Source organism: Psychrobacter sp. TB67 (genome assembly GCF_000511065.1).
Classification (GTDB): Bacteria; Pseudomonadota; Gammaproteobacteria; order Pseudomonadales; family Moraxellaceae; genus Psychrobacter; species Psychrobacter okhotskensis.
In genome coordinates, this window is record NZ_AYYA01000039.1 from 63,476 (window position 1) to 76,531 (window position 13,056).

Genomic DNA, 13,056 nt, shown 5'->3' on the forward strand with positions numbered 1-13,056 from the left:
GTTATAGCTCCATGAGTAGCTAATCCCGCTACTGATGAATTCGAGTTTGTAAAGTATTAGCGATTATCTTTCTCAGCATATTTTTTTAAATTGTTATACGTTTTTGAATGCTACTCTTGAGCCTGATTGACGCTTTCCTCATGTGCGGGTGGTAAGGGTGCCAAATACCCAATCAATAGTATCAAGCTGCCTGCGCCAAGGAAGGAAATGACTCGCCAAATCGCCTCAGTTTGTGATAAATCAACCAAGACCAGCTTGAGCACGACGATGCCTAGCAGCCCAATACCCATAAACCAAAGTGCACGCTGCCAGTAGCGACTGGCGATGATGGTGGCGATTAATGCCAACAGTGTCCATAAAATGGTCAATCCTGTCTGAACTTGCTCGCTTTGCCATGCGCCGCCCTGAGTACTGTCCCATAGCGGCGTGCCAATAGTGGCATGTAAGGTTCTGATGAGCATGCTCGAGATCAGCCAAAAGCTGATAGAACCTAATATGACCAGTAGATTGTCAGCGGTAAAAATCCTGTTGCTACTATCGTTAATAGTGATATCAGCATTCGCTATACTTAGCTTTTGGTTATGCTGCTGATTTAGGTAATAAACACCAAAGCCAACGAATAGCGCCAGAATAGAGCTAATATCATATAGGTTCAGTAGCGGAAAATAAGACAGTCCCCAGATCACACCGTCATAAGACCAGTTGGTAATGACGACCCAAAATAAGGCGATAGATGCGAATATAGCAGCGCATTGGAATAGCGCTTGTTTCCAATCAAACCAGTACAGAAAACCTTGATTTGACACTTCATGCGTTTGCGTGTTTTGCTGACGATAACCGGAATCACGATAGCTGAACCATAATCCTGCTAATATCAAAACAGCTGGAATCAAGATAGCCATCACCCCAGCTGAATCTGCGAGTCCATAGTGAGCTGCGGCAGCGATGACTAAAATGCCAGCGCCTAACCAGCTCGCGCCATCGTAGCGTGACAATTCTGAATACTCGTACCACGTCTTTAACCACAACTGTCCGATGACCAACCCACCAATGATTAGGCCAGTAAATAACAACCAATCTGTTGTCTGCCATGCTAAATGGAATTCGAATTTTTGCGGTAGCTGCAGGATGAGCATTATATAAAATACTACTAGTAAGCCATGACTCAGCTGTCTGATCTCTGCCCACAAGCGATAACGATTGATGGTCCAATAAGTGCCCAAGCTGATGAGTGCTGCGATTGCAATCAAAGTCGTCGTTGCCAATCGCCAACTGGTAAGCCAGTGATTAAAATCAAGCAATAATACTTGTAGTAGCCAAGCCATAGCAGTAAAAGTTAAAAATCGTATTAATAGAGGACTGCGCCAAACAAGGTTAAAGATTTTGCTTTGGCTATTGATTGAGGTTAGCCACTGCTGCGCGGCTTGGGTGCTGATGCCCAGTGCATTGGCGTAGGCCGCTACTGCATCTGATGTGATGGTTTGCTCTTGAGAGTACGCTAGGTTGCTATTTAAGTTGCTATCTAAGCCGACGTTTAAAATAACTGGCGAGTTGCTAGCGCGCAAAATAAATACAGTGCTTAGATAAGCGATAGCCGAAATGGTTAAGGCCAATATTGGGTAGTCTTGGATAGCAAAGACCACATTTAGTATCAGCATGCCGATACTAATTAGCTGCAATAATAAACCAAATAATACTGACCAAGCGCGTAGTGAGCGCCGTCCGAACCACACCAATGCCAATCCTTGTACCGACCAGCCAAAAGCAATCCATTCAGCATCGAATGCCAGCGGAATGACCAACGCCAAAAAGCCAAACCCTAATGCCAACATGCCCTCGGTAATTAAAGCATAACGCTGACTGTGCTGGACAAACAACCAGCCAAGTCCTAAATAAATGACTGCTAAAACTGCGCTAGTAATGGTTAAAGCGTTAGGGATGTCATCTAATAAGGCAGTAAATAAGCCAAATGCTAATATCGGTACTGAAAACAGTAAGCCCGTATCAATGGGAAATACATAGCCGTTATTTTTTGAATCAACTTTGCCCGTGTTATCTGCGTTGTTTGCATTATCTGTATGAGAGGAACTTTTTTCATTAAGAGTGTTGTAAGCGATGATTTGCTGCGCGTAGCGAATGACGACAAACAGATAAAGCAGTAAATGTAAGGCGACCAGCAACACTAAAAGCCAACGCTGTGATGTAACCACAGCATTTAAATTTTCGCTCATGCCCCAGTAATAGGCCAGCCCAAATGTCACGACCACCCCGAATAGGTTGAGTATCTTCCAAGGGCGGTAATGCGCGATAATCGCAATCGTCACGTTCAAAAGTAAATAATAGCTGAACAATGTCACTAAGCTGCCGGTATCGTTACCGGTCAAAATAGGCGCAAAGAAAGCACCCGATAATGCCAACAACGCTAAAGGAAAAGCGTTTTGACGTACGGCTAGAGCAATAGTAATGGCAGATAACAACCCGAGTCCAATAAAGCTCGGTAAACTTGGGATAATTTGATAGACACTATAAGCAAAAAAGGTGCTCAGATAAGCAATGGCTAAGCCTGCACCTTGTAAAGTAATGCCATACGAGAAACGTTTTGCCGTTAGCTTTAACCCTAGTGCTGCCAATCCCAGTCCTGCAATACCGATAGTCATGAGCTTTGCAGTAATCGAAATCTCTATATACTCGCTCAGCAAGCGTAGCAGTAGCACCACACCTACTAGTAATACTAATACGCCAACGCGCACGACCAAATTGCCACCAAAAAACCAGTTTTTGATTGAATGAATCAATGAGGTGACGATAGGTAGAGAGCGTTCATCAGGCTCTATCGGTGATAGATTTTTTAAGAGATTAGCGTACGCGTCATCGTCCTTGTATACCGTATTACGGGTAGCTTCAGTTTTAGACAGTGAAGCCACTTCCTCAAATAACTCTTCAGTAGTAAATTGGCTAATATCATTGTCGAGCAAGGCTGTTGGTGCTTCAATATTATTATAAGTATTAAGAGGATTATCAAGTTCAGCGCTAGCCTCAACATCGTTGTCTTTATCGAATATAGGGGAGCGAAACCTTTGCTTTTGTATCTGCAACTCATTTTTCAGTTGCGTGATATCTTTTTGTAGCAGATCAAGGCGGGTTCTTAATTTATTATAAAGAACAACAATAACTGCCAGGCAGATAAATAGTACAAACCAACTGATATCAGACATGATCTTGGCGCACCGTTACTCAATATTAAATGAGAAGATAATGACTCGATTTAAGAACAAACACAAGTAACGCATTCACTTAAACAAAAAGGCTAGCCTGATATTATTAGGCTAGCCTTATTATATTAAGAAACTGTTTACTACTTACTGCGAAAAACTGTTACTACAAAAAATGAGTCTTAAATACCCTATGATCCTAAGTTGGTTTTCATAAACTCAAGCATATTTTCCCAGCTTTGCTTGGCAGCGGTTTCATTATAGCCAAGATCAACGTCATTTTTCGCTGCACGCTCATCGGCATGTGGGTTGGTAAATCCGTGCTTAGCATTGTCATAAACATCAACTGTATAATCAACGTCAGCCGCATCTAGCTCTTTTTTCAGACCTTCTATAGCGTCCATCGATACCATCGAGTCATCGCGACCATGAGCGACTAATACTTTGGCTTTGAAGTTTTTGTCCGCTGGCTGTTTGGCTGATGGGTTACCGTGGAAGGTAGCAACTGCCTTTAGTGGCATACCGTCACGCGCCATATCGAGGACGACTTTACCACCGAAGCAGTAACCGATTGCCGCTAGATTATCACCATCAACCGCCAATTGATCGCTAAAGTCATTGAGAATCAAGCGGCAGCGCGCCATTAGCATATCTTGATCTTCTAATACTTGTTCCATCCACATGTTGGCTTGGGCTGCATCGGTGGTCAGTTTGCCTTCGCCATAGACATCCATAGCGACTGCTGCATAACCTGCTGCTGCCAAGCGTTCGACCACTGATTTTGGATGATCGACCACGCCCCACCATTCTGGAGCCACTAAAATACCTGGCACTGGCGCGTCATCTGACGCATTTTCTGGTAGCGCTACGTAGCTGATAAGCTCAACACCATTTTCGGTTGTACTGATTAATTCGAAAGTTTTAATTGACATATTATTGTCCTTTTTTATGTTGTAAGTTTTATTTATTCGTCATTGTGAGGGTTCGTTTTTCTGACTTGTACTACCTTAACGCCCATATCCAGCAAAAACAGCTATAATACTGTAACGCTCTTTATCAAAATGTCTCTTTATAAAAAATCGACTACAATGCTATGACTATTAACTTGTTAAATCAATCTGCTGCTAATTTAAACGCTGATGCTGCTGGGCCGCTGAAACCAGACACAATCGTGAGTCTATTTCCTGACAGCGAATCAAATGCAGCGTCTGAAACACTGCGCCCACAGTTTTGGGAACGCTTTACGTTGGCAGAGCTAAATCATAGCGAATGGGAAGCGTTGTGTGATGGCTGTGGCAGTTGCTGTTTGATTAAGTATATCGATGAAGATGAGCATGGCGATGTGGACGAGGAGTTGGTCGAGTACACCGATGTCACCTGCCAGCTGATGGACTGTGCGACGGGCTATTGTCAGCACTATGACACGCGCCAAGAACATGTTCCCGATTGTATTCAGCTGACCATGGAGAATTTGCCGCAAATGATGTGGCTACCATCGCACTGTGCTTATAAGCGCTTGTATAAAGGACAAAATCTGCCAAGTTGGCATCTGTTGTTGACTCAAAATGCAGTAGAGACTCAGCAGAAAATGCGCGCTGTCAATGTGGGCGTAGCAGGTCGCTGTGTGTCGGAGATTGGTATGTCTGATGAAGAGATGGAAACGCGCGTGGTGAATTGGGTCAAGCCGTAGTTAATTATTTGCTGATATAAAGGGTTATGATTTAAGGGTTGGAATATGCATAAAATTTGCCTTACAACAAGTTTGATATTCAGTGCTGCTTTTTTGTCAATCGGCTGCTCAAATATATCTCACTTGTCTGAGACTAATTTTCCTACTCCTCAAACGGTTCAAGCTATACCTGTAAAGGGTATGTCAGCACCAGTGACTGCTCCTAAATCAGCTGCAATGGTTATTGTCAACTGGCAAAAGATAGAGGCAGCCGCAGATAAAAAATATGAAGACGAGCCATTGGCTGATTATTATCTGAATATTTTATCCGAGGAAGAAAGGAATGGTGCTCCTTGGTTTTATGCACAAGATTTTAATGTTTCTATTGAAGAGGCGCAGCGTCGATTATTATTGCAAAGGATTAGCTTGCCATTGAATGAAGCAATTTCAGAGCAATTAGGCGCGAATATTGCGGAATTTTATTATGATAACAATGACCCTGATGAGTTTTCTATTAGGGTGACGACACTAACCAAAGTTAAAGCCGTCCCGCCAAAATATGTGTATCACTTTAAGCAAAAGGAATTTGAAAATTATTCCTTTCCTATTTATATCCAAGCCATTAGTGATAAAATGCGTCAGCTGATTGTTGCAATACAAGAAAAAGCGTGGCCTGAGGTATTAAAGCGTTATCCTGACGCTCAAAGTATTGGCTTTAGCCCAATGACCAATACTATTAATGTTACGATTTACCGCCCAACACCCAATGAAACCGAGCGCCAACGTATAGAGGCTGAGTTGAATGATATTCTCGATTATTTGGTGATGGTTGAATTTACACAACATCGAATAACTACGCTTTAATGATGAGTACTATTTAATATATGATCAATACTATTATTGAGACGCTTGAGCTGCTGACTTGGCCTGCTCTTCAGCCTCTGCTTGCGAATCAGCCAGTGGTGGTATCGGAATATCTTGACGAATTTGCCGAGAGAACTCATAGCTATTGGCAATAGAGTGCAGGTTATTGAAGCCCATAGATTTTGGATTAATATGGGTGCGCTCATACCACGTATCCATCGACCAAGGCTGGTTTTGCTTTTCAGGCGCAGCGTCCAGCATGCCGACATCATAGAGATAGTTTGGCAGCCAGCCAGAGACCCAAATTCGGTAATCCCACGGTAGACGATCGCCACTGACCAGCCGCGCCATATAAAAGATAATATTGGTACAGTTACTGGTCAAGGTGTTATACCATGCAGGCTGCGCATTCAGCTCATCGGCAGCAGTCAGATAAGACTCAAATAATGACTTGACCTCATGCTGCTGCAAATGACTGATTGGCAATAGATAGACTTGCTCACCGCGCGCATTGGTCCGTGTATAGATAATATCGCGCTCTTCTGCTGCAATCAGGCTCAGCTCATAACGTCTAAAAAATCCTGCGAGCGCCGAAAAAGACTCGCCTTGTTCTTTGCGAATCTCAAAGGAGAAGGCGAGGGGTCTATCATCTTCAAAACGAAAGCTCACCAAGGTATGGGCAATCAGTGGTCCCATCCAGTAAGAGTTCGCCACATCGACGCCAGACAATTTTGACATATCAATCGTTCGCGTCTCCCAGCGTGCCGTCGCGTCATCTTCGGTATGCCAATCAAAGTTTCGGACATTGGTAAGCGTAATCAAATCAGGATTGTTTGGATCACGCTCATAAGTGATTTTTTGACTGACTTCAGGCATCCAGTCGCGTTGTTGCTCAGGGGTAATAGACATAAACCAGCCGACACCTGCGAACCAAATCGCCGCGTACAGTCCGACTAGCCATTTAATCTTTGCTTTCTTAGTTGTCGTTTTTTTGCCAGTAGCTTGTCTATCCGCTGTTATATTATGCGGTGCTTTCTTAGTATCAGGCGTCCAATAACGTGTGGCAAACAAGGCGCTAAGCAATCCAATAATGACGATTATGGCCAACCACGTTAGCACTGAGCGCGCGCCAAACTGATACCAAATCGCCATCAGTAACCAAACAGCGGATAGCAGTAGGGTGGTAATGATTAAAAATTGTACAAGGTAATATCGCCATGTCGGCTTTTGCTGGTTGTTATGAGCCACACCACTCTCTGAACGATGGTTGTTTGAGTGCGGCGTGAGCAGTCGAGAAAAAAAGGAGCGTAAGGACATAGTGTTTGTTATTGATAAATAAAGGCTTTGACCATAGCAAAGTTTATAACACACTGACAATACAATTTGCGTGAATTTGTCGTTGAATGTCTTTAAGCCTTGCGATAAAGTGAAGCTAATTTAAACTGGTCTAGGTATTTATTAATTATTAACGACTGGTTTTATTTAGTACTTTCATCCCCATCTACGTTTTTACGCTATTAATTTGTCAACAATTAACATTTGCCAATAACTAAAGAGGTTAAATCACATTACCATGTCTGACGACACTCCAAGCCCGAGTAGTTGGTCGATGCGCGGCTTAAAACGCTGGCTATCGACCGCCCCCGAAACCCGTGATGAACTGATTCGTTTGGTACAGGACTCGCGCCAGTTCTTAGAGCCTGATACCGTGGATATGTTAGAAGGCGTGCTCGATCTGCCTGCGACCCAAGTGCGCGAAATCATGACTCCACGCCCGCAAGTGATTGGCCTGCACGAGAGCACCAGCCTTGCCGAAGTGATGGATATTATCCTTGAGACTACGCATTCGCGTTATCCCGTCTTTGACAGTCAAGATGATGATGCGGTCATTGGTATCTTATTGGCCAAGGATTTGATTCCTATATTAGTGCACATGGTGCGCGATCAAGAAGACAAAATCGATAGCAAGCGTCTAAAAGATTTGGTACGTCAGCCGCTCTATATTAGTGAGACGGCGCGTTCTGATACCTTGTTGCGCTCATTGCAGCGTACCCAAGTACATATGGCGATTGTGGTCGATGAATTTGGTAACTTTGGCGGTGTCGTTACTATGGAAGATTTGCTCGAGGAAATCGTCGGTGATATCGTCGATGAACATGATGACTTCGATGAAGACAGTGACATTAATAATATCGTCGCCGACCCCGACAAGCCAAACACTTGGCGTGTGCAAGCGTCGACCGTGATCGAAGACTGTAATGATGAGCTTGGTAGTCGTTTTGATGATACCGATGTCGATACGATGGGCGGTCTGGTCATGCAGGCACTGGGTTATGTAGGTGACCTAGAAGGCGAGAGCGTGGTGATAGACGATTGGCAAATTACCATTACTGATGTAGAAGGTCGTTTTATTCAAAACCTAGAACTGACCAAAACCAATCCTGAGCAGCACCTATTGATAGGCAGTCATTAATGTATTTTTGACGTCATTGTCATACGTGCCATTCATAAGTTTTATAACGCACTGATAATTTCTATAAAAACACGATTGCGATCGTGTTTTTTGCTGTCTGTCTGTCATTCACTTTTAGTAGCCACTTTCAATAGCCACTTTTAGTAGCTACTTTTATCAGTCGCTTTTAGCAGTCATTTTTTTACTACTCAAATTTACCCATTGATTGGCGCAGACTGGTATCATGGGCGGGTTTAATTTTTAGACGCTGTATTTATATCAATCTTATATAGTCAGTGAAAAGTAATATTGAGAAATCACGCACTGCTGATATCCATTTTTCTTGCTTGCTGTGCCTACGCAGACAGAGGCTACAAAAAATTGATATCAGCAGTATCGTCGCGTTTTTGGGGTATTTTGACTATATTTATAAGACGATTATCAAACAATACTATTGAAAAGATAGGGCGTTTATAGCCATTGAGCAAGCTTTAGGTTAAATATCGGCTGAATACTAAACATGTAACATTTTAGATACTATGGTTTTGGATAACTGCTATGCGTCTGTCTACTGTTGATTTGCAAAAACGTCTGAACCCCGAAAAACCGAAAGGTTTGCCTATGGGTTTGGCCATATTGATTGCTTGGCTGGCAGGGGCAATATTTATCTTTGCCCTCGCACCTTATGGCATTTGGCCAGTAGCACTGGTATCGCCAGCGATTTTATACGCGCTATTGATGCCTGAGATGACAGGTCGCCGAGCCTTTTTTATCGGCCAAGCATACGGCACGGGGCTATGGTGCGTGGGTGCATTTTGGCTCTATACGTCCATCCATGTCTATGGGGCGACGCCCGCATGGCTGGCGTTGATTATGATTGCGCTGATGGGTCTAGGCATGGGCTTGTTTCATGGATTTTTGGCGTTAATTTTTAATCGACTGGTTGGCAAGCAGCCCTTGGCTTTTGCGGCACTTTGGGTGTTGCAAGAGTGGATGAAGACTTGGCTGTTCACTGGATTCCCGTGGTTGTTCGTCGGTTACGCCTTTACCGAGCAATATTGGCTGTCGTCATTAGCACCCGTTGCCGGCGTATTTGCTGTTTCATTCGTTGCTATCCTGTTGGCGGCAAGTGCCGTTGAGCTGTTGCGTCGCCGTGGTGGTTATATGATTGCGACGGCTGCCTTGCTGGTGCTTAGCGTCTCGTTATGGTTGATAAATCCACAATGGACGAAACCTAAAGGCACGCCTGATTTATCGGTATCACTGGTTCAAGGCAATATTCCGCAAGATCTAAAATGGCTGACCGAATATCAAGTAGAAACCTTAAAAATCTATGCAACCTTGACGCGTACTGAGTGGGGACGTGACATTGTTCTGTGGCCTGAATCGTCGATTCCAATGTTTCAGACCGAAGCTGTAGGGTTTATCAGTGAAATGGTAAAAATGGCCAAAGCCACCAATACCACGTGGGTCACCGGTATTCCTTACAAGGATGAAGCAGCATTTGATCCGAGCACGGATAAATACCCACCGTTTTATAATAGTGTTATTGCGTTAGGTGCGGATGCAGAGGGCATGTACAAAAAGCAACGGCTAGTACCTTTTGGTGAATATATTCCGTTTGAAGGTCTGCTTGATATTTTACCCAACTTAGCTGGTAGCCAAGAGATTATGAGCTATAGTCGCGGTAGCGACAATCAGTCACCACTGCGTGTACGTGGGCACAACTTGGGCGCGGCCGTTTGTTATGAAGTTGCTTATCCCGATACCACGCGTAAAAATGCGATTGGAACCGACTTTTTATTGACCATCTCAAACGATGCCTGGTTTGGCACCTCGGCGGGTCCACTGCAACATCTACAAATGGTACAAATGCGCGCGCTTGAGAATGGTCGCTGGTTTATGCGAGCGACCAACACTGGTGTGACCGCTATCATCGACCATAAGGGCCGTATTGTAGAGCGTGCCCCGCAGTTTGAACGGACGGTACTACGCGGTGATATTCAGGCACGGGTGGGTAATACACCATTCATGCGTTTTGGTAATTACCCGATTTTGTTCATTATAGCGCTCCTATTGTTATTGAGCTATCTTGGCAAGCGCGCGACCCCTCGAAGCCGTTTGGTCAGCTAATGAATCAGACTAATAGCGGCTAATTTGAATAATTTATTCGATAATAAACCCTTTAAATAGTTAAGGGTTTTAACAAATCGACATAAATTGCGATATAATAGCCAAATATTTCAAATATTTTGTGTAAGGTGGATAAGGTATGTCAGAACATATTGTCGAAAACAACCCTAAGAAAGAGTTCTTATTTGCTTTAGGCGGTGTTGCCTTATTTTTAGGTATCGTCTTACTCATTGGTGTTTCAGCATTCTTGCGCCCAGCAGGAGAGCACATTACGGCTGAGACGGCAGAAGAATCTGTTGCCACTGATACAGCCCCCGCTGAGACCGATAGCGCAGCAGCGCCAGTAGAAGCAGGCACTGATACAGCAGCACCGGCTACGGCTGCTGATGCAACGGTCACACCAGCTGCAGATACCAGTGGTGCGGTAGTGACAGCGGAAGCAGGTACGGCATCAGCATCAGGTACGGTAAACCAAGCCGCTGTTGGCGATGCTGACTTGAGCGCAGAACAAGCTGATGGCGACCTAGACGCTGGTAATACCGAAGAGACAGCAACCGCAGAATAAGCGTGTCCTTACCCATACTGAATGCTATTCTTATAAGATTAATTTTGCAGAGCAACTTTTGACAAACAGCGTTTTCAAGAATGGCTAGTCTTATTATTAGTGCTCTATAAAACAGTTGACCGCATTTCTTCATTGATAATCCCAACAAAAACTCGCTCTTAGCGCTTAAGAGCGAGTTTTTTTATGGGTATTTGTGTAATTATTAGCCAACTTTTTCTTTACTTGGTTATAACCAAGTGAAACAATGTTCCGCCTATATGACCGTTCATCTGCGTAATTGGGTAGTTGGTCATCACTAATATGATATTTAAAGGAATAAATGTATGAGCAGAGAATCAAAGTTAGGGGTTGGTGCTGCTGAACTGGAAGCGCTAGACAACGGCTTTATGGGACATCCAAAACCATTACGTCCGCTATTTTTTACGGAAATGTGGGAGCGCTTTTCTTATTATAGTATTCGCCCACTACTCGTACTATTTATGGTGGCGACGGTAGGCAGCGGTGGTTTTGGTTTTGATGATGTTACCGCATCGGCCATTTATGGTATTTTTGCGGGTTCGCTATATTTAGCAGCAGTACCGGGCGGTTGGTTAGCCGATAATTGGCTAGGTCAGGAGCGTGCTTTGTGGTGGGGTAGTATCATTATCGCCCTTGGTCACTTATGTATTGCGCTCTCCGCATTATTTGGCATGACGCTGTTTTTCGTCGGCTTGATGTGTATTGTTATGGGTTCAGGACTATTTAAAACCTGTATTTCGGTGATGGTTGGGGCGTTGTATTCTGAAGGTGATGTACGTCGTGATAGTGGTTTTACCTTATTTTATATGGGTATCAATATCGGCGCATTATTAGCCGCACTCATCGTCGGTATCTTTAAAGAAAAAGGTATGTGGCACGTTGGCTTCGGTGTTGGTGGTCTTGGGATGTTGGTCTCACTACTCATCTACCGTTTTTCTGCTCAAAAAACGCTAACACACTATGCGCAAGCGAAAGGCATCACGCCTGAGTGGGAGCGCTCCAATGACCGTTATAAACATATAGGCCGCTGGGTCGCTGGATTCTTAGCGTTGCTAGTGGCAGTCGTCGTTTTAGTCTCTACAGGTCTGATGCCGTTTCAACCGCAGATGGTGGCGGAGTATATGACTTATATCATTGCAGGTGTAGTGATACTGTACTTTGCCATTATGTTCATCTCACCTAGGCTTGATAAAACCGATAAGCTGCGTCTATTGATTTGCTTTATTTTAATTATCGGCTCAACGCTATTTTGGTCAAGTTTTGAGCAGCAGCCGACGTCTTTTAACTTATTTGCTGACCGTTATACAGATTTGGATGTTTTGGGGTTTGAGATACCGAGTATTTGGTTCCAATCATTAAATCCTTTGTTCATTCTACTGCTAGCGCCAATCGTCAGTATTATCTGGGTTAAGCTTGGTAATAGAGGTGTTGAACCTAGTAGTATGGTGAAATTTGCTCTTGGTATGTTACTTGCCGCTGCAGGTTTTGGCTTGATGATTGTGGCCTCGAAAAGTATTTTGACCAATGATAGTGGGTTGGCATCACCTTTGTGGTTGGTAGGTAGTTTGCTACTACTCACCCTTGGCGAACTGGCACTTAGTCCTGTAGGTCTGTCTTCAATGACTAAGCTTGCCCCAAAAGGGATGCAAGGGCAGATGATGGGACTTTTCTTTGCTTCTTTAGCCATGGGTAATTTGGTTGCCGCATTTTTCGGTGGCAATGTCTCAGCTGATAGAATTGAAGGCTTGCCAGATTTGTTTACGACGATGGCCGTTTTATTGGTCGTCACTGCCGCCTTATTATTGGTATTGGCGAAGCCTATTAATAACATGCTACAGAAAAGTGAGCGTGCCGATAAAGTTAGCTAATCAATAGGGTTTTCAATAAGTCGTTGAGCGAGTGTAGCGCACAAGTCGATGACAGAGGATGAGACGTGTTACCATTGCTGGTAGCACGTTTTATTGTTTCATTCGGTGAGATATTTGCCTCAGGCCATTGAAAGCCTGTTATCTGCCCAGACATCTAATGATATTCTATTGTAATTCTATTTTGCTGAAATAATAGTTGATCTCATTTATGGGATATCCAGCTATTTACACCATTTTAATTCTCAAACTATTGAATGTGGCTGATTCAAGTACTG

Annotated in this window: 9 protein-coding genes; 6 read left to right on the forward strand and 3 right to left on the reverse strand. The window is 43.8% G+C overall.

The features are described 5' to 3' along the window. Positions 1-110 precede the first annotated feature (110 nt). Together W293_RS0105860 and W293_RS0105865 are read right to left on the reverse strand one after the other, a co-directional pair. On the reverse strand, positions 111-3,215 hold the full coding sequence (locus tag W293_RS0105860; RefSeq protein WP_025651543.1) for a DUF2339 domain-containing protein: 3,105 nt from the start codon (positions 3,213-3,215) through the stop codon (positions 111-113). A 188-nt stretch (positions 3,216-3,403) separates the two neighbouring features. Next, a complete protein-coding gene (locus tag W293_RS0105865) occupies positions 3,404-4,144 on the reverse strand; it encodes a dienelactone hydrolase family protein (protein WP_025651544.1) in 741 nt (246 codons plus the stop codon). Between the two features lie 161 nt (positions 4,145-4,305). On the opposite strand from W293_RS0105865, the gene W293_RS0105870 reads away from it, so the two are divergent. Beyond that, a complete protein-coding gene (locus tag W293_RS0105870; protein ID WP_025651545.1) occupies positions 4,306-4,902 on the forward strand; it encodes a YcgN family cysteine cluster protein in 597 nt (198 codons plus the stop codon). A 45-nt stretch (positions 4,903-4,947) separates the two neighbouring features. After that, a complete protein-coding gene (locus W293_RS0105875; RefSeq protein ID WP_025651546.1) occupies positions 4,948-5,745 on the forward strand; it encodes a hypothetical protein in 798 nt (265 codons plus the stop codon). Positions 5,746-5,778: 33 nt separating this feature from the next. Here the strand turns inward: W293_RS0105875 and W293_RS0105880 are convergent, their stop codons facing one another. Further along, positions 5,779-7,062: a DUF4105 domain-containing protein gene (locus W293_RS0105880; RefSeq protein ID WP_025651547.1), complete on the reverse strand. Its 1,284-nt coding sequence runs from the start codon at positions 7,060-7,062 to the stop codon at positions 5,779-5,781. Positions 7,063-7,318: 256 nt separating this feature from the next. Between W293_RS0105880 and W293_RS0105885 the strand changes: the two genes are divergently transcribed. The 4 genes from W293_RS0105885 (at position 7,319) to W293_RS0105900 (ending at position 12,781) form a co-directional block, all read left to right on the forward strand. Further along, complete coding sequence (locus W293_RS0105885) at positions 7,319-8,218, forward strand: CBS domain-containing protein (protein ID WP_025651548.1); 900 nt, start codon at positions 7,319-7,321, stop codon at positions 8,216-8,218. Positions 8,219-8,755: 537 nt separating this feature from the next. Continuing rightward, positions 8,756-10,330: an apolipoprotein N-acyltransferase gene (lnt, locus tag W293_RS0105890; RefSeq protein ID WP_025651549.1), complete on the forward strand. Its 1,575-nt coding sequence runs from the start codon at positions 8,756-8,758 to the stop codon at positions 10,328-10,330. A gap of 139 nt (positions 10,331-10,469) precedes the next feature. Beyond that, positions 10,470-10,895 (forward strand): hypothetical protein, encoded by a 426-nt coding sequence (locus W293_RS0105895; protein WP_025651550.1) that lies wholly within the window; start codon positions 10,470-10,472, stop codon positions 10,893-10,895. A 323-nt stretch (positions 10,896-11,218) separates the two neighbouring features. Next, positions 11,219-12,781, forward strand: coding sequence for a peptide MFS transporter (locus W293_RS0105900; protein ID WP_025651551.1), 1,563 nt, complete (start codon positions 11,219-11,221; stop codon positions 12,779-12,781). The last annotated feature ends 275 nt before the right edge of the window (positions 12,782-13,056 follow it).

What these genes read in the sequence shown, in the direction of transcription:
- W293_RS0105860 (WP_025651543.1), bottom strand. Translation starts at nt 3,215, where the DNA reads ATGTCTGATATCAGTTGGTTTGTACTATTTATCTGCCTGGCAGTTATT.
- W293_RS0105865 (WP_025651544.1), bottom strand. Translation starts at nt 4,144, where the DNA reads ATGTCAATTAAAACTTTCGAATTAATCAGTACAACCGAAAATGGTGTT.
- W293_RS0105870 (WP_025651545.1), top strand. Translation starts at nt 4,306, where the DNA reads ATGACTATTAACTTGTTAAATCAATCTGCTGCTAATTTAAACGCTGAT.
- W293_RS0105875 (WP_025651546.1), top strand. Translation starts at nt 4,948, where the DNA reads ATGCATAAAATTTGCCTTACAACAAGTTTGATATTCAGTGCTGCTTTT.
- W293_RS0105880 (WP_025651547.1), bottom strand. Translation starts at nt 7,062, where the DNA reads ATGTCCTTACGCTCCTTTTTTTCTCGACTGCTCACGCCGCACTCAAAC.
- W293_RS0105885 (WP_025651548.1), top strand. Translation starts at nt 7,319, where the DNA reads ATGTCTGACGACACTCCAAGCCCGAGTAGTTGGTCGATGCGCGGCTTA.
- lnt (WP_025651549.1), top strand. Translation starts at nt 8,756, where the DNA reads ATGCGTCTGTCTACTGTTGATTTGCAAAAACGTCTGAACCCCGAAAAA.
- W293_RS0105895 (WP_025651550.1), top strand. Translation starts at nt 10,470, where the DNA reads ATGTCAGAACATATTGTCGAAAACAACCCTAAGAAAGAGTTCTTATTT.
- W293_RS0105900 (WP_025651551.1), top strand. Translation starts at nt 11,219, where the DNA reads ATGAGCAGAGAATCAAAGTTAGGGGTTGGTGCTGCTGAACTGGAAGCG.